The following is a 21,921-nucleotide window of genomic DNA, read 5'->3' as shown; positions in this document are numbered from 1 at the left end:
TCAGGCCGCCGCGTCGCCGGCGGAACGCCGTCCGCGGGCCCGCCTCGCCGCCGAGGCGGGCCCGCGCCGACCGCGGGAGTCCGTGCCGCGTTTGCGCTGCTCGGCCGGCGGCGCGGTGATCGTCACGGGGATGCCGGAAGGGGTCTGGGCGCCCGTGATCCGGCGCAGCGCCTCCTCGCCGGAGCGGACCTGGGTGGTCTCGGGCACGATGCCGGCGGCCGCCATGAGGCGAGTCATGTCACGGCGCTGGTTGGCGGTGACCAGGGTGACGACGCTGCCGGACTCACCGGCCCGGGCGGTCCGGCCGCCGCGGTGGAGGTAGTCCTTGTGGTCGGTCGGCGGGTCCACGTTGACGACGAGGTCGAGGTTGTCGACGTGGATGCCGCGCGCGGCGACGTTCGTGGCGACCAGGACGGTGACGTGCCCGGTCTTGAAGCGGGCGAGGGTGCGGGTGCGCTGCGGCTGAGACTTGCCGCCGTGCAGGGCGGCGGCCCGGACGCCGCAGTGGAGGAGGTCCTCGGTGAGGCGGTCCACGGCGTGCTTGGTGTCCAGGAACATGATCACCCGGCCGTCGCGCGCCGCGATCTCGGTCGTCAGCCGCTGCTTGTCAGCGCCGTGCACGTGCAGGATGTGGTGCTCCATCGTGGTGACCGCCCCCTGTGAGGGGTCCACGGAGTGGACGACGGGGTCGGTGAGGTAGCGGCGGACCAGGAGGTCGACGTTGCGGTCCAGGGTCGCGGAGAACAGCATGCGCTGGCCCTCGGGGCGGACCTGGTTCAGGAGCGCGGTGACCTGGGGCATGAAGCCCATGTCGGCCATCTGGTCGGCCTCGTCGAGGACGGTGATCGCGACCTGGTTCAGCCTGCAGTCACCGCGGTCGATGAGGTCCTTGAGGCGGCCGGGGGTGGCCACGACGACTTCGACGCCGCTTCGCAGCGCGTTCGCCTGCCGGCCGATCGGCATTCCGCCGACGACGGTGGCCAGGCGCAGCTTCACGGCGCGGGCGTAGGGCGTGAGCGCGTCGGTGACCTGCTGGGCGAGTTCCCGGGTGGGGACGAGGACCAGCGCCAGCGGCTGACGGGGCTCGGCGAGCTGTCCGGCGGTGCGGGCCAGCAGGGCCAGGCCGAAGGCGAGGGTCTTGCCGGAGCCGGTCCGGCCGCGGCCCAGGACGTCGCGGCCCGCCAGGGAGTTCGGCAGGGTCGCGCCTTGGATGGGGAACGGGACGGACACGCCCTGTGCGGTGAGCGCGGCCAGAAGACGCCGGTCCAGGGCCAGGTCGGCGAAGGTCTCGACGGCGGGCAGCGCCGGAGTGATCGTCTTCGGCGGGGCGAACTCCCCCTGGGTGGCGGCGGGACGCCTGCCGTATCCGCCCGACCGGCTCGGACCTCCCGATCGGCTCGCGGCGGACGAACCGGGGCGACCGCCCCGGCCCGTTCCGGCGGAGGAGTCGTACGCGTAGCCGCCGTTGCGGCGGGTACGGGCGGAACGACCGTTCGTGCGTGTGGGGTTCATGCAGAACCTTCCTTGATACGGCGCGTATCGAGGAATTCCGGCAGCGGATGAACAGCGTTGGGAATCACCGGCACGGGCCGAATGAAATGCGAAAGCAAGCAGCCTGGCTCAGGGCAAAGGAATTATCAGCGCAGGCGGGCGAGCGAAAGAAACGCGAGAGACGCGGGTGCACGTGAAAATCCCGCGAAACGCATGCAGCTGGGGCCCGCACCCCGAGGGATGCGGGCCCCAGCTACGTATTACGCGTCAGCGTCAGGCGGAAACGATGTTCTCGGCCGTCGGACCCTTCTGGCCCTGTGCGATGTCGAAGGAGACCTTCTGGCCCTCCTGGAGCTCACGGAAGCCCTGGGCGGCGATGTTCGAGAAGTGGGCGAACACGTCAGGGCCGCCACCGTCCTGCTCGATGAAGCCGAAACCCTTTTCCGCGTTGAACCACTTCACGGTGCCAGTCGCCATGTCATATCTCCTTGGGCAGTACGCCGGAACCCGTACCGTACGGACTCCGTGTCGCCGCGATGATTCCCTGCCCGGAAAATGACCGGTAAATGCGAAGCGTTTCCGTGCGACCGGTGGCCGACGGAGACGCTTGAAGTTTTCGGGTACCAAAACTGCAACTGGGTTCGACAGTAGCACGTCACCGCGTCCTGTGCGCTTCGAGCATTTTCCCCTGCGTGTCACCGGCAAAAACTCTCTCCGCGATGACCGTTAAAATCTCGGACCGCGAACACAGGTATTCATTCCTCCGAATGCGGCAACACCGGCCGCCGCGTGATCGGCGACCCCGAGTCCCGTGCGGGCAAGCGGGAGATCACGCGGTGTTCATGTGTCTTGCAGCAGGGTGTGCAACGGATGAGCGGCTGCGTGCGCGAGGGGACGTGACAGGTGCAGGGCCGTGTGGAAGTAGCCGTCGGTCTCCTTGCCGCGGGGGTCGTCGCCGGCCGCGGACACCGCGGCGATGGCGTAGCGCTGTTCGTCGGTGTCGGTGAAGCGCCTCTGCGGATACGTGCGGGACGTGTCCTTCTGCGTGGTCAGGCCGAACTCGGCCAGGCCGTCGGAGGTGTCCTTGTAGAGAACGGTCCGCAGGACTAGGGCGGCCACCCAGGGTGGCTCCTGCCTGCCCTTCAGGAGCGCTCGGAAGGTGCGGGCGGACAGGAAGGTCGCCCCGCCGGTCACCGTGATCAGGCGGGTGTCGCGAGTGGCCTGGTACAGCGCCGGGCTGGGCGGGGCGGTCTCCAGGTTCTCGGCGAATCCGTCGTCGAGCAGACCGACCGCGCGGGCGTAGGCGATGGCCGGCGCGGAGATGTCGAGGCCGATGACGGGCACGGCGTCGGTACGGCGACGTGCCCCGTAGTACCCGCGGTCCTCCTCGATCAGTTCGGCGGTCGTCAGCGTGGCGACCTGCGGTGAGGTGTAGTGGTCGTACAGCTCCTGAAGCGTCACGTGGTGGTTGAGCAAGGCCGCGTTGATGCCGTACGAGCAGCAGATGTCCAACACCGTGGCCTGCGGCACGACGTCCCGGCCGCCCGGGCGAGCGTGATCCTCAGGGAAGCCGGCGAAAGGAAGAAGGCGGCGGAAGAGACGCTGGGCGTGATGCGGTGCCTGATAGTCCAATGGACCCAGGGTCGCGAAGTACGAACGTGGGTCCGGCCGGCTGTAGATGTCGTCGAAGCGGGTCATCTGCGCGGGTGTACCTGATGCGTGAGGGTTCCGAGCCGTGGTCACCAGGGCCTCCTTAGGCGGTCAGTCAGGCATAGCGCACCGCGTCGTCGGCAGGGAAGGGCGCCGGGCCCTGGACGCTCGGCTTCAGCCACATCAGGTCTGAGGAAACCCGCAGGCCCGATACCGTCGGCGGCGTCGGCGGCGGCACAGAAGATGCTTCGCCGTAGCAATACGAGAATCCGGACGCTCGGGGCGTCACCGTCAGCGGCCGTACATGGACCGGCAGAGGTCGGCCGCTCCCAGGGGTGCCTGGATGCGCGAGGCATCGCGGCACAACCGACGCATCTCCGGGGCTTGGCCGGCGGCCGACTGTCGGCGGTCATGAGCGGGATTCCTCTGCTTCTTCCTCGGGACAGTGGACTTCGTACGCGTGCGCGTCTTCCTGCCGCTCGGCTTCGCCTCCTTCTTTGCTACGGGAGGTGCAGCCGTTCGTCGGACTGGGCGCCGGAGCGCTTCCTCGGCGGCGGTGTCGGCGGGTTCGGCCGGAGGCCTCGTAATGGGAGTGTGTGCCGGTTCGGCGACGAGGCGGGGGGCGGTGGCCGCGAGCTCTTCGCGGGCCGGGGCCTGGGTCGGGTCGGCCTGGGCGGGAAGCGGCGCGGGGGGCCGGTCGGCGGCGGGTGCGAGTTCGGCGGGGCGGGCCGGCGGGCCCGAAGCGGGGCGGGGGACCACGACGCATCCGCTGGTGAGGAGTACGGCCAAGGCGAAGAGGACTGTGCGGCAGGCGTTCATGGCCGTCACGGTGCCGGAGCCGGGCGGGTGCGGGTGGACGGCGCGGCGCGGATCCACCATGACGAGTGACTCGCCGGGCCGCGGTACGCCCGTGCCCTCCCGGCGGGGGGCCGGGAGGGCACGGGCGGGGCGGGCAGGGGTGCTCTTGGCCAGTCGACTCCGCCGCCCGCGTTCAGAGTAGGCACGTGGGGCGCTGACGGGGCGAAACCGCCGGTCAGCAGGCGCTGGGGCCGGGGCTAGAACTCGAAGACCAGCCCGGTCGCGAGCTGGCGCTCGCAGTCGGTTTCGTACGAGCGCTCCCGTGGACTCTGCGGCCCCGGTAGGTGCCATGCGCGGTCACGGTGATGGGAGCGGAGTCGTACGAGCAGATGGCTCTGTCCGTGCCGGGGAGGCGGTCGAAGTTCCCGCCCGCGGTGCGCAAGTCTGCGCAGGCCTCGGCAGTGTAGGGGCGGCCCTGCCCGGGCGTTCCGGGGCAGTCGAGGTGGACGATCCCGACGCTCTCGGTCTCGCCCTGGGTTCGGGCCACGGTGAGCGTGACGTGTGCGTCGCGGGTCGCGGGGTCGACGGGTACGGCGGCGATCGCGGCGGGGGCGAGGGACGCGGTGAGAAGTCCGGCGGCGACCAGTGTCGTGACGATCTTGTTCATGAGCGGATCAACGCGGGGGCGGGTGGGCGGTCACCTCGCCCGACGTGGTCATGTCTCCTGCTCGGGCCGGCACTTGGCCAGCCGTTCGCCGCCGCCCGGGGTCTGTTCGGCGAGCGTGGTCGCGTACCGCCGCGTGTCCTGACGGAGATCACGCCCGCCTACGAGGACGTCGTTTCTTATCGGCGTCGGAACCGGTGAGGCCTCTACTGCAGTCAGCCCGGGTGTGCGGTGCCGCGCACGTACCGCGGGTCGGCGTTGCGCGGGAGAAATCATGATCCCGACATGGACCAGAGAGAACCTGGCTTGGAACTCGGCAACCGCTGCCGGGTTGCGAGGCGAGCGCCGGGACTTCTCCGGTTCAGCCGCTGCCGACGGGGTCAGTCGGCGTTAGCCGATGAGTGCTGCGGCTATGCCGACCAAGGCGACGAAGTGCCTGTCACGAGCGGGAGAGCACGGCCATGTCGTAGCGCTCGAGGACTGGCTGGGACTTGCCTGACGTCTCGCTCCGAGCCGCGGTCTCCAGACGAACCAGGACCCGGCTGAGTGGACGGCCCCAGGCACTGCTGGTACGTAAGGAGGCGGACCGCGACGAAGCTCCGCTGGGGCCTCGCGGCCGACCAGGCCGGGCCGATGCCCTGAAGGTCTACGCGGAAGCCTGCGAGACCACCGTCATCCACTACAGCGCGGCACCGTGACGGCTGTGTCCGGGCAGACCGCACCCGCGGTCTGCCCGGGCACACGTGCGATGAGGGCCGGGTCGCTCCCGAGCAGGTCGCACGGGGTGGCCTTGCCGTTCACGGGGGCGGGTCAGAAGGCGGTGGCGTCTTCCAGGGCCCACCAGGATCCGTTGCTGTTGTCGACCCTGCGCAGGCCTCCGGTGGCAAGTCCTTGGTACTGGAAGAGCGAGAAGCCGTCGGACGCTTCCAGGTCGGGTCGTCCGTCGCCGGAAGTGTCGCCGACGCCGAGGATGTGGTCCATGGCGTTCCAGCCACCGGTGCCGATGAGCTTGCGGGCGCCGAGGGTCCGGGCAGAGGTGCCGGGGTAGAGCCACAGCTTCCCTGTGGCCTTCTCCCGGGCAACGAGGTCGGCCCGGCCGTCGCCGGTCATGTCACCAGCGCCGACGAGGGCGTTCATGGAGTTCCAGCCGCCGGAGCCGATGAGCTTGCGCGCACCGAGGCCCCCGCTGCTGGTGCCGGGGTAGAGCCAGAGCTTGCCGGTGGCCTTCTCCACGCCGAGGAGGTCGGAGCGGCCGTCGCCGGACAGGTCGCCGAACGCGGCGAGCAGGCCCATGGTGTTCCAGCCACCGGAACCGATGAGCTTGCGCACACCGAGGCCCCCGCTGCCGGTGCCCGGGTAGAGCCAGAGCTTGCCGGTGGCCTTCTCGCGGGCGATCACGTCCTCGCGGCCGTCGCGACTGAAGTCACCGTGCCGCGCGAGGGCGTTCATGGCGTTCCAGCCGCCGGAGCCGATCATGTTCCCGGTGCCGTTGCCGGGCATGAACCACAGACGCCCGGCCTCGTCACGCAGCACGGCGTCCGCGCGCCGGTCGCCGTTCATGTCGCCGAACCCGCCGACCTTCGGCGACGTCGCCGTCTCCCAATAGGGATACGGCTCCGCCTCACACTCGCGCAGCGTGGGCACGAGCTTGATGGAGCTGATCTCAGCACCACCCCCACCGGTCGGATAGGACTGGGCGGGGGTATCCCACGAGTAGCCGCCCGCGAGCCCGTAGTTCTGCTGGTCGTACATACAGACGTTCAAGCCCGTGCGGTTGAATCGCATCCGGATCTTGTTGTCCCAGCTCCCCAGCGTGGGCACACTCGTCCTCGTCTTGAACATCGAGCCCGTGCCGTCGCCGTTCGCCCAGCCACAGAAGTAGCCCTGGGGGCAGTCACTGATCGCCGCCTGCGCGGGCGCCGCGCCGGCCCCGAGCACCCCCAGTGATGTGATCCCCAGCGTCGTGGCCAACGCGGACGCGCGCTGAAGCAGAGTGTTGCGCATGGATTCCCTCCCTTACGCGGCACGGAGCAGAGTCTCGACGTGCCACGCCAGGAAGATACCTCGGCCTACGGACAGCTGATCAAGCACCTCGGATGTGGTCACCGGCTGTATTGACCACGTCGTCCGCCAGTCGGCGACCGGGCTCTGCCTGGGGCATCAGCCGACGCCAAGGACGACGTCGCCCTGAAGGTCACTGAACCGCGGTCCCTCCCCCAGACACGACCCCCAGCTCCGAATATCGCGCTTGGAATGACGCTCCCTGCCGGCTGGAGCCTCCCAGTGGACAGCAGCGCGCCGCGAGGAGTACGCCAACGACCTCGGAGCTCCGGCCTCACTCGTCGCTGTGACTGCCCGGTCGAACCGGAGCAAGGCGGACCAGGACCCCGGCACCTGGATGCCTCCGGCGGAGTCCGCGTGCTGCCGATACCTGTCCGAGTGGGTGGCCACGAAGCACCGCTGGGTTCTCACCGTCGATCCGGTCGAAGCGGACAACAGGCCGCGGCCCTGAGCCCTCGACGGCAGAGGTGCTCACTGGTGCCACCGAAGCCCTCGACGTCTCACCGCTTACCGTGCACGAGCCCGTTAGGGCTCGCAGAGAATCAACATGCTGACTTGATCTTGGAGGGGTTGCTGTTCGAGAGGAACGCGGTGACGTCGGTGGGGGTGCGGAACCTGACTGTCGATGGCCGAATGGTGTAGCCGTGCTCGGCAAGGAGGGGCTGGACTTGGCGGCCGGCTCTGGTGAGGGTGCTGCCGTTGACTCCGAAGAGCTGGGCGATCAGGTCTCGGGGGCCGAGTTTGCGCAGGTAAGCGGTGCGCGGCCCTCACCGGTGTAGACCCACCAGTCGGTGAAGCTGGGGACGTGCCCGCTGCTGCCGATGTCGACGTACACCGGGCCTGGCACAGTGCCGTCCTGCAGCAGAACCCCGACCTTGCCCACATGCCCTTCCGTGCCGTCCGGCTCCCACGTGGCCGGCCTCCTCTTCTTCTGCATGTCGGTGCGGCTGCCGCTGTACAAGACGATGGCAGCTTCCAGACTTCTCACAGTGCCCGAACTACTGGGACGGGCGCAGGCGAATCCGTGCATATTCCGCAGGCGAGTGACAGGCCGGCTCCGGCGGACAGTGGCGCCGTGGGGCGCAGTGTGCTTCGACACGCCGGGCAAGATCACACGATGAGTGGGGAGATCGCCTGAGCAGGCTTGGTCGATCCAGGAGCGGCGGATCGGAAGAACGCGGTTCCCATCGCACCCCGTGCTGAGCACTCCGATATGTTCTTCCGGTCTCGCACCGGCGGGTCCCACGCGTATTCGAGGGGGAAACTTGCCTGGTCAGCGGCTTGACGCGGAGTGGGTCCGGTCCTGGTGGGAACAGGCCGATGCGGCGCTGACGAAGCTGATGCAGTCCTTCCTCTCGACACACGGCTTCCCGCCCGGCCACAACGCCGTGATGCTCGCACCCGACGACAGCCACCAGGCGACGGACGCACTCGTGGACCTGACGCCGATCCCCTCCGACCTGACCACGCTCTACTGGGTGATCGGTGAGGCTTCGCTGCCCGGCGTCGACAGCGGGTACTTCATCCACTCACCTGCGACGGCAGCGGAGCACTTCCGTGAATACGGCCCCGCTCCGATCGACGGCGAACCGATCGCGCTGGTCTTCGCCAGCGACGGCGGGGGCCATCTGTTCGCGATCGGAGACAGTGGACAAGTCTGGAAGTCCGCCACGGCCTCCTGGTTTGACGACTTCGAGGTCACCGCGTCCAGCTTGCAGGAGTTCCTCGAACAGCTCGGCCGCCGGATCGCGAACCAGACCTGATCATCGGCCGAGGACAAACCGGCCCCCGCCCATGAGGTCATTCCACAGCTGGGGAATCGCGAGCAGGTGTGGGGTCACCCCTGAGCAGGGGGTGATCAAATTTCAAAGAGCGTCATCACCCGCACCTGGCTGCTCTCTATAGCGCGGCGCACGGTCGTCGACAGCCTGCGGCACGCCGCCGCCCGGCCCCGGCTCTCCGACCGTGACGACTGGCAGACCGCCGCCGAGCACGCGCAGCCCCGGGACCTGCCCGGTTTCGAGGACGGCATCGCGCTCACCGAGCTCCTGTCTACGATCCCCGGCGAACGCCGTGACGCCTTCGTCCTCACGCAGCTTCTGGGTCTGCCGTAAGCGGAGGCCGCGGAGGCGATCGGCTGTCCGGTCGGTACGGTGCGCTCGCGGGTGGCGCGCCCGGGCCGCGCTGCTGGCGCTGCTGCGGCACGACGAGGGGGTGAGCGGCGACTCGGCAGCGCTGGCCGTCGCCTGACGTCGTATCGGCCGCGGGGCCGGTTCGTCAGGGAGCGGCGGGCGTCAGCCCGCGATCAGGATCCCTCCCGCCACGGCCGCCGCCACCCCCACGAGGAGGGCCACGACGCCGAACGCGATCTCGCCGACGCGGGAGCGGTGTTCGGCGGCGAGGTCCGTGGTGAAGACGCCCGGGTCGTCGGGGCGGTAGTGGATCGTGAGGTCCCGGCCGCGCGAGCCGACGGGGTCGCGCAGCCCTTCGGTGCGGTAGGCGGTGACGGCGGTGCCGTCGTGGGTGGTGAAGGCGACGACCGGGGTGTGGCTGGTGAGGGTGTCGCCGTCCTCGTTGACGGTGACGTCTTTCAGTACGGCGATGACGCGGCCCGGGACCGGGCCGCCGGAGGCGAGGCCCTCGATGCGCAGGCGTGTGTCGCGTACGGCTCCGGGCAGGTAGGTCGCGCCCAGCAGCGTCCAGGGCACGCCGAAGCCGATGAGGGCCCACGGCCAGCCCCAGTCGATCGAGGCGACGACGACCAGCCCGACGTAGATGAGGAAGACCGCGAAGTTGGGCCAGCCGAGTCCGCTCCGTCCGGCGTCCGGGTCGGTGGTGAAGCGGTAGGCGTGCGGGCGGCCAGGGGGGTAGCGGATGCCGATCTCCCGGCCCGTCCAGGCTGTGCTGATCCGGTCGCCGCGCTCGCCGTCGTTGGTGACGGTGAACTCCTGCCCCGTGGCGGGATCGCGGAAGGTGACGACCACGGCGATCCCCTCGCGTCCCGAGCTCCCGTGCCGGGGTTCCGCGACCCGTTCGATCCGGCCCATGACGCGGACCGCCCGCTGGGCGCGGGTCACTCCGGCCAGGGACCGTCCGTATCCGACGAGCGCGACGGCGCCGAGGACGCCGCACCACAACGCCAGATATCCGTGCCAGCCCATCTGTGCTCCTCCTGGTCCAAACCGTCTGTCCCGCCCGGCTCACCCGTTATGTCCGGGCCACCCGTCCCGTCCGTCCCGTCAGCGCGCCGGGACGCGCCGCACGGTCTCGCCGTCACCGTTCGCCTCCAGCGAGGCGGCGCCGTCGGCGCCGGTCACGCCGACCCTGAGGGTGAGGGCGCCGGACAGACTCTCGGCGGTGAGCTGCCAGGTCCGCGGGGAGCGGACGCCGAGGGTGGTCCTGGCCTCCCGGACGAGGGCGGGGATGCGCGGGTAGGGCAGGGCGTCCAGGTCGAAGCCGGGGGCCTGCGAGCCCGCGGGGGTGAAGACGACGGTGAGGAGGCGGTCCTGCACGACGACTGTGAGGGCCTGGCGCTTTTTACCCTCGCCCTTGGTGAGCGAGTCGACCGCCTGGCGCAGCCGGCCCTCGTCGAACAGGGACTGTCCGGGGCCGAGGGCGACGGTGCCGGACGCGGCTGAGACGATCGTGGTGGACGAGGTGCCGGGGTCGGCAGGCCCGGCGGCCGAGGGGGGCCGGTCGGTGGGGTCGTCCGGGCCGAAGAGTTCGGCACGGAAGACGAAGACCACGCCGGCCGCGCCCAGCAGCAGGGCGAGGAGCGTGATGTAGCCGCCGACGGTGCCGCCCGTGGTCGGCTCGCCGGCCAGGACCGGGCCGGGCGCCGAGTCGAGGCGGGCCGCGGCCGCGCGGTCCTCCCATTCCGGTGTCGGGCGCTTCACCAGCTTCACCGTCCACGGCTGATGCGGCGGGTACTGGACGACGACGATGCCGCCTGGTTTGTAGTCGGGCAGGTCGACGAGATTGACGGACTGAGTGGACTCGACGCGGTACGCCGGTCCGTCGTCCGGGGCGACGGTGAGGTCGAAGCGGACGGGCACATCGCTGGTCTCCCCGCCGGTGGCGCGCAGGCTCTCGATCATGGCAAGCGCAGTACAGGGGACGATGGCCGCCTCGCGCGCGCGCTTGGGCGCGCCGGCGGCGAGTACCAGCAGTCCGTAGGCGATGGGGACGGCCAGGCCACCGACCAGCAGGGGAACGTGCTCGAGGACGGTACCGACGACGAGTGCGGCGAGCGAGCTCCCGATCACCGCGCCCGTGAGGATCCCGCGGGCGAGGCCGAGGGGGGTGCGGCGCGTCGGCGGTGCGCTCACAGGGGCCGGCGTGATCGTCATACCGGGATTGTGGCGGTCCGGGCCGCGGTCCGGTAGGCGTCCGGACGCCCTTCCCTCCCCCAACGGCGTTTCGTGGGATGGATGTTGTCACCTGCCGGCCCACCCGGGCCACGCTACAATGCGGGCCTACTCGCAGATCATCACAGGATCATCGGGAAGGTACGCCCTCTGCGTTGCTCCCAGCGCTGATCCACAGGTTCCGAGCATTGCTCTCGGCGATGCCGCAGAACTGATACAACAGAGGCTCCTGGATCACACGTCGGCTTCGACACTCTTCGAACTATCAAGAGGCCCTGCTCTCATGCACAGCAGTCGAACCGCTTCTCATAATCGCTGGGATGGGCGAAGTCGCATTGCCATACTGGTGCGATGTGCTTCCGAGGGGGGACTCCGAACCGGCATTACGTGTGCTTGCCCTGCCGCTCTTCGTTCAAGAAGCGCGGCACGTGGGCTAGCCGATGTCCGCGCTGCGCTGGAGCGTTGATCGACGCCGGTCAGGACCTCGCTGTGCCGAAGCGGAACGACTCCGCTGGGTGGCGGACTTTGACCGCCCTGCTGAATGCGGGGGTCACGTTTCACTCTGGCTGCTGTGACGGGCCCGGCTGGCGGCCTCGAACACCGCGCGAGGTACGCGAGCGGCTGGCCGCCGCGGCCGGCACCGGCGTGCCGCTGAGCGTGGCGCTGACGACGGTCGACGTTGACGAGCTCCGTTCCGGGCAGACCTCACGCTGATCCGTCGGCCCGGCACGTCCCCGGCAGACGAGCGCCCCGAAGAGACCCTCGTTCGAATGCCATGCGCCAAGATCGGTACAGCAACGGCTTCTGAGTGCCTCAGTTGGCCAGTGAGCCGTTGAGTTGGCGAGCTGAGCTACGTGGGCGGCCATGGCCGTAAGGAGGGCCCGGCTACCCACTCCAGCGGTAACCTTGCGAGGATCCTCGGCATGACCTCGTCTCCCGCCGGCCAAGACCGCCCCGACGACCCCTTCGCCGAGATCGGCGATCCTGTCCTGGCCGTGGCGGACAAGCGGAGAGGCCTGGTCGCCGTGGCCGGCGCGCACGAGTACGACGAGGCGAAGACGGTAGGTGTCTTCCACGTCACCGACCGCGCCCGCCGCCGGCTGCTGCTGCACTCGCAGCACCCCGTGAACGCGATGGCCTTCCACCCGACCCTCCCCCTGCTCGCCGTGGGATCCGGCGAGTACGACGGCGGCTACTACTTCGAGGGAGAGCTCTTGCTCCTCCACCTGAAGACCGGCACCGCCCTGTCACTCATCGAGCACCACCTCGGCCGCCAGGTCCTCGGACTGGAGTGGCTGAACGGCCAGGACCTCCGTGTCCTGATGGCGCCACCCGACGACTGGAAGGACGGACAGGCCCACGAGGAAGGACACATCGCCGTGGTGCGCCGCGCCGACTGGACCGCAGTCGAAGCCAAGTCGCTCACCGGCAGCGACCTGGCCGGCCCTCGCGTGCCGGCGCCCCGCCCAGACCACCGCGAGGCCGCCCGCCAGGCGGTCACCCGTCTGACGGCGCCGCGGACGCGCCGACACCACACCAGCCGAGCGCACGGGTGAGGACCGGCCGACGCTCAACTCGCCAACTGGGGCCCTCAGTCACACCCCAGCATTGGAGCTGCCGGGGGGCCAGGCGTTTCGCCTCCTACGGTCAGCCGGCTCGCCGAGCGCGGCGGCGTTCCCCCCGGGTCGCCGGCGACACGGTGGCTGCCTGGGCGGCCCGGCCGAACGCCGCGAGCTTCTCCTCCAGGCGCGCGGTGTCCTCGAGGTTCCCGGCAGCGTTCATCAGCTCCTCGGTGGCGGTGACGAGCGCCGGGTCGGGGCAGCGCAGCAGCGGGGCGGCCGCGGCGGCGATCCGGGTGAAGGGTTCGCGCAGCGTGGCGGCGGCCTACTTGCTCACGATCCTCTCCTGCGCCAGCAGTTCCGCCCCGCGCCCGAGGCCCGCCAGGCCGCTCTGTGCGTCGGTGCCGCCGGCGATCCAGGCCCGGGCCGCGCCGCCCACGCAGACGAGCCCCGCCAGCAGAACGGTCCGGCCGCGCTCGGCCAGCGTCTCCCACAGCATCTGGTTGGCGGTGCCCGCCGCCCGCAGGTCCGACACCGCCACTATCAGCGCGTCGGCGTGCCCGCACAGCGCTTCCCGCTCCCGCTCCGGGCATGAAGGTGCTCGAGTCACGTTCTGTCTGTACTGCCGACCTCGACTGCGAAACGCGCCGTGTCGGAGTTGATCTCGTCCCGTGCTCGACACACCAGCCCCCACACGGAGAGAGGGGAGATCAGGTCCGCGTCTGCGGTTTCCGTCGCCCCACCACGCCGCATCTGGTCAGCGGTGAGGTAAGGGGGGATGCCGAGCTCGTTGCGCATCCGATACAGCACAGCCTGCTCGACGTCGTACGCATCCGAACCAAACATGAAGTGCTGGGTCTTGATGATCGACCAGCCATCCCGACGATGATCTGCAAGCCGCGTCGTGCCGATGTTGGTGATGCCGATCTTTACGGCGTTCATGTGGCTGTGGTGCATGACATACACGAAGGCTGGAAGGCAGTGGTTGGCGCCAAAAGGGCGACACCGCCGGCACCCTCCCGCGCCTTGAAGCGGCTTTTCCACATCAAGACCGCAAGTCAGGCACTGGAGCCGCCAGGCAGCGGTGATTCGGCCGGGATAGGGCTCAAGAGGCTTGAACCCCAGTACCCGGGCCTTCGCCTCAGCTTCGTGCGGCTCGACGAGAGGGTTGCCCGAACACTGACGGCACACCCCACGTCCGTACTTCGCCAAATGATGAACAGGGAAGACGACCCGTCCGCACGCATGCCGGCACTTCCACCGGGCGAGTGTCCCAGGACAGGGCTCCATCGGCTCCAGGCCAACGGCACGCATTTCCGCCACTGCCTGGACGGAGAAGTTGGTCCGGCGGGTCGTCTGCCGTCCGACCCTCGCGCACTCCGCGCAACCCCCACCTCTGCGTACGGTGGTGTACCGCGGCTTGACGATGGCTCCGCAGAGGAAGCACTTGCACGTCCACGGCACCTGACTGCCGGGGTAGGACTCCAGAGGATCGAAGCCGGCGGACTGCATGAACTCGACGGCTTCCTCACCGCTGACCCGCACCGAACCGTTGCAGCCCGAACAGCAGACCTCTCCCGCCCGAATCTCGGCCAACCGCGGGTACCGGACCTGACCGCACGCCCCGTGCAGAGCCTTCCAACCCTGGTGCACGCCCGGGTACGCGGCCAGCGGCTCCCAGCCGGCCTGGACCAGGTCGACGGTCGCCCGCCCCGCCTCTGCGGCCAGATACCGCGCACTCAGCTCCGCCTTCGCGCACGATCCGCACCTGTCCTGCCCTCGCTCCTGGACCTTGGCGAACGCTGGCTCCGCCTGCCTCCCGCACACACCGCAGAGGCATGGCCACGGTTCCAGCGCCCCGGGATAGGGAACCAGTGGACACCATCCGTGGTCCCGCATCAGCTGCTCGGCCTTCGCAGCCATGCCTGCCTTCTGGCGCTTGCCGCGATCTGCCGCTACGCAGAACCGGCACCCCACGTAGTCCCGTCCGCGTGAACGAACGGCCGCCTGCACCGTGCTGTAGTGCGGGGCAACTTCCCGCCCACACCGCAGGCACTGGGAAGGCCAACCCCTCCTCCCACCCACTGGGCGAGGCTGCAGCGGCACGAGCCCCGCGACACGCATGACCTCTACAGCCTCTGCCTCATCAACTCTGCGCGGCATCGATGCCCCCTCCTACAAGAACAGCACCCGCATCATGTCCGGCCGCTGGGCACCAGGCCGTACTGGCCTTCGCAGAGTGTGCGACATCCCGTGAGTTCTCCTGAGCCCTGCAGAGTCACCAACCGCGTGGCCAGGGGATTCCCCCTCTCTCTGGCGGTTCGCCGTCGCCGAAACGTTGGCGATCGCCATCAGCTCTCATCAGTGCCGGGCTCCTGGTGCCAGAGCGGACTGAATGGAAGCGGAAGATTCCCGTCGCTGTCATGCCCCAGGGCCGTTGCCAGGTCTTCGGAAATCTCGTTCTGGCCAACCATCTCGATGAAGGCGGGCACGACTCTTTCAGAGTTTCGGGCGACCCGTGCGATGTCACGTAGATCGACGTGCTCATAGACCATGGCGACTGTGACCTCGGCGGACTCGTCGGCAGGTTCCGAAGTTGCAGCGTGTTTCCGACATGCCCGGATCGCCCCATGCAGGCTATCCAGCTCAGGTGTCGTGACTGCCGTCCCCAACGTCTCGACAGCCGCTTCCATGGCCTGCATTGCCTTGATGTGCCGACCTGTTAGACAGCGGGCGTAGCCGAGATTCGCCAGAGCGAGTGCGACGTAGCCCGGCTGAGTGGCCTGGTGAAGAGCTTGCGACAATCGCTGAGCACATTCGAAGGTGTACTCAAAATCGGTAATGGTCTCGAATGACCCTTCATCGGTGAAATCCACCAAAGCGATGAGCCGCTTTACTTCGACTGGCTTTTCCGGCGGGTGGCCGTCGCGAAGCTGCTCTGCAAGGTAGGCGCCGTGGATACGCATCGCCGTCAAAGCAGAATCGTATTCCGGCTCGACAGGGAATGGCGGATACGGGTGAAGGGCGTGCACCAGAAGGTCAGCGTAGCTTCGCCAAGTTTTCGCGCGGTCCGATCCCATCTCTTGTTTTGTCGCGGCCTGGACGAGCCGGTGGATGCTCACATCTGTGTCGGTCAGTCGAGTGATCAGCCCCGTCTTGACCAACTCGCCGATGACGTCTTCCAGGTCCTCGAACGGGATCCCGCGGATCTGTTCGACAATTCCGGCCAACTGCTCGTCCAGCCCGTTGGCTGCGCTAGCGAGAGGCTCAGGCAGCAGCTGGGGTTTCGAGAGCAGCCAGTTGAGAGGGATGGAGTCGGGGCTGAGGAACGCGCACAGTCGTAGGAGTTGGAGTGCGGCCGGGCGATGCGCCCGTAGGTGATCGACGTGCAGTAACCAGGTCGTGGCAACGCTGTCGGGGTATTCGGCCGAGTGCAGACCTGTCTCCAGCAGCCGGGCTCTAACCCGTGGCGATCGGAAGAGTTTCAAATAGCCGCCGATCGATAGCTGGTGCTCCTCGCAGTAGGAGGCGGCCTGCGCCAATGCCAGCGGGAGGTGCCCCAGCGCTTCGGCAAGTTCGGCGGCTCCGGGATCGTCGCGGCCGGTCCGAGCACACAAGAATGCCGCCGACTCGGAGGGCGTGAACAGGCCGATGTCCAGTGGCTGTGCGTAGCGGCTCCAGCCACGCGACCGGCTGGTCAGGATGACGTGCCCAGACGATGGGAGCTGGCCCTCGATCAAGCCGGGGTCGGCGACGTTGTCGTAGATCAGCAGCCAGTTCGACTGGTGCCCCAGTTCCGTCAGCACCGCTTGGACGTCGGCGTTCTCGCGCAGCCCGAGCCGGGGCGCCAGCGCGAGCAGATCCTCGTTCATCGCCGCACGTTGCTCGGCTCGGACCCACCAGACAATGTCATACGTACCCGCAGCGTGGTGGTGGTGTGCGAACTCCAGGGCTAGCTGTGTCTTGCCGACACCCCCCATCCCCCGGAGTGCGACTACGCAGACCGGACCATCGCTAAGGCGAGAGCCGAGCCGTCGTAGCAGTTCGTCCCGACCGGTGAAACAGGCAGTCCGAGGCGGCAGATTGCTTTCCCGTAAAGGTAGTTCGGCTGATAGGCCGCTGGAGCAGCTGGCCGTTGCGCGCGGTTGCGGAACCCGAACTGGCTGTGCACGATCGACAAGCGTGCGCCAGTAGTTCTCGTTCGGTTCCCTCTCCTCGGCCCAGTGGCACCACAGGCGCACCACGGCCCAGACAACATCAGCGTCACGTGGGACCTTGGCCTTAGCCGCGTCTTCCGGAAGCCAGTCGCTGATGGCCTGCCCCCGGAACGTAATCGAATAGGGTGGCTTGCTCAGCGCCTTCTCCAGCTCGCGCTGCGAGAACACTTTGCCAGCGGCGCGTCTGCCAGCCTCGGCCCGGCTCTTGAGCGCGTACAGCTCGCTGTACAACCTGCGGGCGTCTCCCGCGGTGATGATGACCTCCTCGCTGATGCCTGGGCCTCCCGCCGCCCGCAGCGGGCACGGCGGGCACGACTGTGACCAGCAGCTTAGGGCGGATTCGCCCGCCCTGCCCGCTCTTCCGGACGAGCAGTCAGCTCCCCTTGGAGTCTCTCCCCATGCCGGCAACGTGCCGGAGTGAAGAGACTTGGGGGTTCCCATGAGGAAGCGCAAGAACAGCACCACGCGCCGGCTCGGCCGTGCTGCGATATTCAGCCTCGTACGTGGCATGGCGTCGGCGGCTGGAGCAGCGTTCCTGACTTGGATCACCTGGTGGATTCAGAGCCACTGAATGGGGTGGGCCGGGCGGAGGACACCGCCCGGCCCAGCGCCTCACGCTGGTCAACGTCCGCCGCCCATCGGCGACGCTGGGGGTATGGGGTCTTCAGGATGCCGACCCGGCCGCACCGGCCGCTGCCAATCGGGCGGTTTCCGCCTCGGGCGGAGTTCGAGGGCCGGGAAGAGGGGCCGCGGCGGCGAGGTCGAGGTGGGGGGTTCATGTCTAGCTCGAACCGGCCGTAGGGGTTCACGTGGGTCCAGAAGAGCGGGGACAGGGCCCGCCGGTCGGCGTCGGTGAGCCGCTTCTGCTACTTCTCCTCGCTCAGGATGTCCTGGAGAAGCAGGGTGTTGACGTGCACCAGCGCGGACTGGAGCAGGCGCAGGGCGAGCATCGAGACCTCCTGGGACTCCTTGGCTTGGAGTCCGTCGTTGATCTCGCGGCGCAGGTCGGCGTCGGCGAGGTAGTCGCAGATGAACGCCGTACGTACCGCGCGGCCCAGTTCCTCGATCGCCCGGTAGGTGGGGTGCTTGGGGCCGCCGCGGGGGAAGCGCCACGTGACCGAGCCGGCGGAGCGCGCCGTCGGCTCGGAGGGCGGCGGCGGGGCCACGGCCGCAGTGCCAGTCCTGCCGGCCTCGGCCACGCCCGGGCAGGTCGTCCTGCCCGCCTCCCGGGCTCTTCCGCAGGTCAGTATCCGGCTGTCCTCCCCCGTCCCGAAACCGCCCAGTCCCAGCCGCTCCCCGCATCGGCCGTGCCTTCCGATGGCTCGTCCGAGGCGGGTCTCCCGGACATCGACTTCCCCAGGACCGGCCCGTGATCAACCTCCTGGGCAAGGTGGAACTCTCCAAGGCCCGTGGCACCGTCGACTCCAACCGGCGCACCCGGGCTATGGAACTCGCTGCCTTCCTCGTCCTTCATCCGGGCGCCACGGCACCTCAGATCGACGAAGTCCTCTCGCCACGTGGCGGGCTGACCACCCCCAACACCCGCAACACCCGCCTGCGTGATGTGCGCCGGTGGCTCGGCCTCGATGACGAGGGCCAACCCTTCTTCCGCCGCATGACCAAGCACGCCGATGGCCACCGGCTCGTCGGAGTCGAGTGCGACTGGATCCAGTTCCAGCTCCTCCACAACGTCGCCCTCCAAGTCCCCCGCGCCCAGGGCCAGGCCCTGCTCCGCCGAGCGCTCGAACTGGTCCGGGGCCGCCCGTTCTCCGGAGTCGGCTCCACCTACCACAGCTGGGCCGAGCCGATCGTGGAGGACATCAACGACAAGGTCGTCAACAGCGCCGGCCTGCTGGCCCACTGGTACCTCGAAGCCGGTGACGGCCGAGGCGCGCTGCGGGCCGTCGGCCGGGGCCTCGAGGTCGCCCGAGAGCGCGAGGAACTCTGGCGCCATCGCTTCCGCGCCCTGGCGCTCCTGGGAGACCACAGCGGGCTCGAGGAAGCGATCCAGCGACTGGAGACCCTCCTCGTGGACAACGGGTGGACCATGGAGGAAGAGACCTACGAGACCATTCGTATGGCGCAGGTGACTCGCCGCTGACCGTTCCACAGGAAGGAAGGGGGACCGCCGGCTCGGCGGTCCCCCTCTTCATCTCGCCGGTCCAGGTACTCCCCGCTGTCCGGCGCGCGACTGTGACAAGCACCAGTCATCGACGACGCAGCCTGCCCCGGGCCACTTGTACACGAATGCACGCTATTCCGCACCGCCCGCTGCAGGCTCCTCAACTTCCTCGGACTGCATGCAGGTTCTCCCTGACACAAGGTCGGCGTCCGATCCGCGGGCGTGAGAGCGCGCGGATCACCATGCAAACAGCTCGTAGCTCATCACGTTCTGGACCACTGAGCCTGTTCCAACCTCAGGTTGCGGTGACTGAAGGCTATGAGCGGGTTACCTCCGAGCGGTCGTGAGGTAGCACCGGCACCCAGCCCTTCCATATAGGACAGAAACTGACCTGGATCCCGCCTAACGTCGTGACTGGCAACCAACATTGGCGGAAGGGCCGTGATATCTGAGCAGACCAACTCCACGCCGGCGGGCTACACCACCGTCGCCCCCTGGGTCGTCACCGACGACACTGGGGCTTTCCTCGACTTCGTCTCCCAGACGTTCGGGGGCGAAGAGCTGGCGCGAGTGCCCACCGAGGACGGGTTGATCGGTCACGGTGAGATTCGAGTCGGCGACACCGTCGTGCTGGCCTTCGACCGGCACACGAACTGGCCCACCATGCCAAGCCTGCTGCGCGTGTTCGTCACCGACGCTGACCAGGCCTTTCACAAGCCGTCGCAGCCGGCAGCCATGTCGTCACGCCTTTGGCCTACGACGCCTTCGGACAGCGCGGAGGCCGTATCAAGGACCCCGTCGGCAATATCTGGTGGGTGATCAGCCGCGTCGAGGACGTCTCGGAAGAGGAGATGTGGAAGCGGCTGCAGGACCCCGTGTACGCCGAAGTCATGCGTGTGGCTCAGGAGACACTCGACACCGAACTCAGCGGTCGAGACCACGGACGCAGCAGTGCTCCCGTCAGGACAACCAACTGATCAGTGTCCAACTTGACTGAACCGATCGCCAGTTGGCTTGGGGCGGTGTCCGGGCAGAGGTGAAGCTCCTGGTAGATGGGTTGCCGGCCAAGATAAACCTGTCTGCCCGGAGCTGCGCGTGCTCGTCTACTCATCAGGGATCGATCTGTCCAGTTCGACCCTGCGCTGTCCCTCCCGCCTGCTGACCGCCCAACGCCTGGAGCGGGGCACGCGGTGGCGTCGGCTCCCCGCAGATCGCTAGGCCCTGCTGGTCCTGGCCCACCTGCGGTGGGACACACATACGCCCAGCTCGCAGCCGGGTTCGGGGGCGGGATCGCCACCGTCTACCGCTACATCACCGAAGCGGTCGAGGTCCTGGCCGCCGTCGTACCGGACCTCGCCACAGCCGTACGCACCGCCGCACACAAGGCGTTCGTGATTCTCGACGGCACCCTGCTGCCCATCGACCGGATCGCGGCCGACCGGCCCTACTACTCCGGGAAGCACAAGAAGCACGGCATGAACGTACAAGTCCTCACCGATCCATTCGGGCGGCTGCTGTGGGCCTCCGCCGCTCTGCCCGGCCCGGTCCACGACATCAAAGCCGCCCGCACCCACGGCGTCATCGCGGCACTGGCCGAGGGCTGGCGTGCGCTGCTGGGCCGATAAGGGGTACCAGGGCGCTGGTGGCATCCTGCGCGCCCCCTACCGTGGCCGCTGGGAGAATCTCTCCGCAGGCCAGAAGGCCGTCAACGTCTCCCACGCGAAGATCCGAGCAGTGGGCGAGCAGGCAATGGCCACCCTGAAGTCGTGGCGACTGCTACGCAAGCTCCGCTGCAGCACCACCCGCATCACCGACCTGGTCAAGGCCGTCCTCGCTTCTACCTGGCAACCTCAAGCTGAGGTTGGAAAAGCCTCAGTGACCCACAGTCGCGGACCACAGAACTTGAGCCGGAACCCGGGAAATAACGGCACTGCCGTGTCGCGGCGTGCATATCCCGGTGCACGAAGTCTGGCTGGGTCCCAGACTGCGGGGATGGATGAAAGCACCGGGCCCACGGCCGTCACGTCGGCAGAGCAGTCGAGTGAGTTACTGGGACATCCGCCCGATGTCCGACTGCTGATCGTCAACTGCGATGACTTCGGGATGTATCCAGCGATCAACGCCGCGGTGATCGAGTCGGTCGAAGAGGGCATCGCCAGCTCGTGCAGCCTGATGGTCCTGTCCCCCGCAGCGAAGCAGGCCGTGGATTTGCTCATCCGACGGCCGCAGGTCCCGTTCGGGATCCACCTCACCCTGGTGTCCGACTTCCCCAGCCTGCCATGGGAACCGCTGACCGACCGGGAAAGAGTTCCCTCACTGCTCGACCCCGCGGGCGCGTTGTTTCCACCGACACCCGCCGGACGGACGGCCCTGCTCGACCAGGCTCGGCCCGACGAGGTCGCACTCGAATTCCGCGCCCAGATCGATGTCGTCGCCGATGCCGGGCTCACACCGACTCATCTGGACTTCCACTGCCTGGCCGACGGCGGCCGCGACGACATCCTCGACCTGACGGTCGAGCTGGCCGCTGAGTACGGCCTCGCGGTCCGGGTCTGGCTCGAACCCGCGCGCCGGTCGATGCGGCAACGCGGACTGCCGGTCACCGACAACGACTTCCTGGACAGCTTCTCCCTCGACATCGAGGGAAAGGCGGCCCGATACGCTCAGTTGCTGCGCGACCTGCCCGCCGGGCTCAACGAATGGGCGGTGCATCCCAGCCTGGGCGATGAGGAGTCGCGAGCTGTCGACGGCGGCTGGCTCGTGCGCCGGACGGACTACGAGTTCCTGACATCGCCGCAGGCCCGTGAGGTTCTCCAGCAAGAGGACATACGCGTGATCGACTACCGGACGATCCAGCACGTCTGGTCCCAGGGCACCAACTTGCGATGAGTGATCCGGCCCGCTGCCCTCTGGGCAGGGAGTGTCGTGCCCGCTGCGCAGGCCCCGGTCCTGGCGGCGGGCATCCTCGACGGTGATGCGGCGGCGCCGGATC

17 protein-coding genes and 4 pseudogenes are annotated in these 21,921 nt (G+C 68.6%); 7 read left to right on the top strand and 14 right to left on the bottom strand.

Annotation, left to right across the window (positions count from 1 at the left end):
- From GGE06_RS10170 to GGE06_RS10150, 5 genes are all read right to left on the bottom strand, one after another.
- Positions 1-1,512: a DEAD/DEAH box helicase gene (locus GGE06_RS10170; RefSeq protein WP_116156831.1), complete on the bottom strand. Its 1,512-nt coding sequence runs from the start codon at positions 1,510-1,512 to the stop codon at positions 1-3.
- Positions 1,513-1,764: 252 nt separating this feature from the next.
- Positions 1,765-1,968, bottom strand: a complete 204-nt coding sequence (locus GGE06_RS10165) for a cold-shock protein (RefSeq protein ID WP_030323642.1) — start codon at positions 1,966-1,968, stop codon at positions 1,765-1,767.
- Positions 1,969-2,331: 363 nt separating this feature from the next.
- Positions 2,332-3,021 (bottom strand): hypothetical protein, encoded by a 690-nt coding sequence (locus tag GGE06_RS10160; protein ID WP_312883082.1) that lies wholly within the window; start codon positions 3,019-3,021, stop codon positions 2,332-2,334.
- Positions 3,022-4,174: 1,153 nt separating this feature from the next.
- Positions 4,175-4,606, bottom strand: a complete 432-nt coding sequence (locus GGE06_RS44040; RefSeq protein ID WP_184930583.1) for an SSI family serine proteinase inhibitor — start codon at positions 4,604-4,606, stop codon at positions 4,175-4,177.
- An 807-nt stretch (positions 4,607-5,413) separates the two neighbouring features.
- Positions 5,414-6,607 carry an FG-GAP-like repeat-containing protein gene (locus GGE06_RS10150; protein WP_184930582.1) on the bottom strand — a complete coding sequence of 398 codons (1,194 nt, stop codon included), beginning with the start codon at positions 6,605-6,607 and terminating at the stop codon, positions 5,414-5,416.
- 265 nt (positions 6,608-6,872) lie between these two features.
- Here GGE06_RS10150 and GGE06_RS42435 point away from each other — a divergent pair.
- Positions 6,873-7,115 (top strand): annotated as a pseudogene (locus GGE06_RS42435) (HNH endonuclease); the annotation flags it as partial.
- Positions 7,116-7,206: 91 nt separating this feature from the next.
- Here the strand turns inward: GGE06_RS42435 and GGE06_RS10145 are convergent.
- Both GGE06_RS10145 and GGE06_RS10140 read right to left on the bottom strand, forming a co-directional pair.
- Positions 7,207-7,416, bottom strand: a pseudogene (locus GGE06_RS10145) (helix-turn-helix domain-containing protein); the annotation flags it as partial.
- Positions 7,386-7,601, bottom strand: a complete 216-nt coding sequence (locus tag GGE06_RS10140) for a hypothetical protein (protein ID WP_221517901.1) — start codon at positions 7,599-7,601, stop codon at positions 7,386-7,388. The gene GGE06_RS10140 and the pseudogene GGE06_RS10145, both read right to left, overlap by 31 nt.
- A 259-nt stretch (positions 7,602-7,860) precedes the next feature.
- Between GGE06_RS10140 and GGE06_RS10135 the strand changes: the two genes are divergently transcribed.
- Positions 7,861-8,427, top strand: a complete 567-nt coding sequence (locus GGE06_RS10135) for an SMI1/KNR4 family protein (protein WP_312883081.1) — start codon at positions 7,861-7,863, stop codon at positions 8,425-8,427.
- Positions 8,428-8,958: 531 nt separating this feature from the next.
- Here the strand turns inward: GGE06_RS10135 and GGE06_RS10130 are convergent.
- Positions 8,959-9,825, bottom strand: coding sequence for a DUF3592 domain-containing protein (locus tag GGE06_RS10130; protein WP_116156836.1), 867 nt, complete (start codon positions 9,823-9,825; stop codon positions 8,959-8,961).
- Positions 9,826-9,903: 78 nt separating this feature from the next.
- Complete coding sequence (locus tag GGE06_RS10125) at positions 9,904-11,013, bottom strand: hypothetical protein (RefSeq protein WP_184930581.1); 1,110 nt, start codon at positions 11,011-11,013, stop codon at positions 9,904-9,906.
- A gap of 941 nt (positions 11,014-11,954) precedes the next feature.
- Between GGE06_RS10125 and GGE06_RS10120 the strand changes: the two genes are divergently transcribed.
- Complete coding sequence (locus GGE06_RS10120; protein WP_116156839.1) at positions 11,955-12,587, top strand: WD40 repeat domain-containing protein; 633 nt, start codon at positions 11,955-11,957, stop codon at positions 12,585-12,587.
- 91 nt (positions 12,588-12,678) lie between these two features.
- Here the strand turns inward: GGE06_RS10120 and GGE06_RS43385 are convergent, their stop codons facing one another.
- From GGE06_RS43385 to GGE06_RS10100, 5 genes are all read right to left on the bottom strand, one after another.
- Positions 12,679-12,813: a hypothetical protein gene (locus GGE06_RS43385; RefSeq protein WP_281402308.1), complete on the bottom strand. Its 135-nt coding sequence runs from the start codon at positions 12,811-12,813 to the stop codon at positions 12,679-12,681.
- A gap of 102 nt (positions 12,814-12,915) precedes the next feature.
- Positions 12,916-13,200: a hypothetical protein gene (locus GGE06_RS10115; protein ID WP_184930580.1), complete on the bottom strand. Its 285-nt coding sequence runs from the start codon at positions 13,198-13,200 to the stop codon at positions 12,916-12,918.
- The gene (locus GGE06_RS10110) at positions 13,197-13,532 is read right to left on the bottom strand and encodes a hypothetical protein (RefSeq protein WP_147321018.1); all 336 of its coding nucleotides are present in this window, start codon (positions 13,530-13,532) and stop codon (positions 13,197-13,199) included. Before GGE06_RS10110 ends, GGE06_RS10115 begins: the two co-directional genes overlap by 4 nt.
- A 1,409-nt stretch (positions 13,533-14,941) precedes the next feature.
- A complete protein-coding gene (gene fxsT / locus GGE06_RS10105) occupies positions 14,942-17,038 on the bottom strand; it encodes an FxSxx-COOH system tetratricopeptide repeat protein (protein ID WP_184930579.1) in 2,097 nt (698 codons plus the stop codon).
- A gap of 635 nt (positions 17,039-17,673) precedes the next feature.
- On the bottom strand, positions 17,674-17,973 hold the full coding sequence (locus tag GGE06_RS10100) for a Tn3 family transposase (RefSeq protein ID WP_221517900.1): 300 nt from the start codon (positions 17,971-17,973) through the stop codon (positions 17,674-17,676).
- A gap of 203 nt (positions 17,974-18,176) precedes the next feature.
- Between GGE06_RS10100 and GGE06_RS10095 the strand changes: the two genes are divergently transcribed.
- From GGE06_RS10095 to GGE06_RS10080, 4 genes and pseudogenes are all read left to right on the top strand, one after another.
- Entirely contained in the window at positions 18,177-18,908 is a 732-nt protein-coding gene (locus GGE06_RS10095; protein ID WP_184930578.1) for an AfsR/SARP family transcriptional regulator, read from the top strand.
- Positions 18,909-19,373: 465 nt separating this feature from the next.
- Positions 19,374-19,906: pseudogene (locus tag GGE06_RS10090) on the top strand (VOC family protein).
- A gap of 118 nt (positions 19,907-20,024) precedes the next feature.
- Positions 20,025-20,762: pseudogene (locus GGE06_RS10085) on the top strand (transposase family protein); the annotation flags it as partial.
- 159 nt (positions 20,763-20,921) lie between these two features.
- On the top strand, positions 20,922-21,818 hold the full coding sequence (locus tag GGE06_RS10080) for a polysaccharide deacetylase family protein (protein ID WP_184930641.1): 897 nt from the start codon (positions 20,922-20,924) through the stop codon (positions 21,816-21,818).
- Positions 21,819-21,921 lie beyond the last annotated feature (103 nt).

The organism is Streptomyces nymphaeiformis (assembly GCF_014203895.1).
GTDB classification, from domain to species: domain Bacteria; phylum Actinomycetota; class Actinomycetes; order Streptomycetales; family Streptomycetaceae; genus Streptomyces; species Streptomyces nymphaeiformis.
The sequence above is the reverse complement of the archived record's forward strand: the minus strand, read 5'-3'. Positions and strand labels throughout refer to the sequence as shown.

What these genes read in the sequence shown, in the direction of transcription:
- GGE06_RS10170 (WP_116156831.1), bottom strand. Translation starts at nt 1,512, where the DNA reads ATGAACCCCACACGCACGAACGGTCGTTCCGCCCGTACCCGCCGCAAC.
- GGE06_RS10165 (WP_030323642.1), bottom strand. Translation starts at nt 1,968, where the DNA reads ATGGCGACTGGCACCGTGAAGTGGTTCAACGCGGAAAAGGGTTTCGGC.
- GGE06_RS44040 (WP_184930583.1), bottom strand. Translation starts at nt 4,606, where the DNA reads ATGAACAAGATCGTCACGACACTGGTCGCCGCCGGACTTCTCACCGCG.
- GGE06_RS10150 (WP_184930582.1), bottom strand. Translation starts at nt 6,607, where the DNA reads ATGCGCAACACTCTGCTTCAGCGCGCGTCCGCGTTGGCCACGACGCTG.
- GGE06_RS10140 (WP_221517901.1), bottom strand. Translation starts at nt 7,601, where the DNA reads ATGCAGAAGAAGAGGAGGCCGGCCACGTGGGAGCCGGACGGCACGGAA.
- GGE06_RS10130 (WP_116156836.1), bottom strand. Translation starts at nt 9,825, where the DNA reads ATGGGCTGGCACGGATATCTGGCGTTGTGGTGCGGCGTCCTCGGCGCC.
- GGE06_RS10125 (WP_184930581.1), bottom strand. Translation starts at nt 11,013, where the DNA reads ATGACGATCACGCCGGCCCCTGTGAGCGCACCGCCGACGCGCCGCACC.
- GGE06_RS10120 (WP_116156839.1), top strand. Translation starts at nt 11,955, where the DNA reads ATGACCTCGTCTCCCGCCGGCCAAGACCGCCCCGACGACCCCTTCGCC.
- GGE06_RS43385 (WP_281402308.1), bottom strand. Translation starts at nt 12,813, where the DNA reads ATGAACGCTGCCGGGAACCTCGAGGACACCGCGCGCCTGGAGGAGAAG.
- GGE06_RS10110 (WP_147321018.1), bottom strand. Translation starts at nt 13,532, where the DNA reads ATGAACGCCGTAAAGATCGGCATCACCAACATCGGCACGACGCGGCTT.
- GGE06_RS10080 (WP_184930641.1), top strand. Translation starts at nt 20,922, where the DNA reads ATGGATGAAAGCACCGGGCCCACGGCCGTCACGTCGGCAGAGCAGTCG.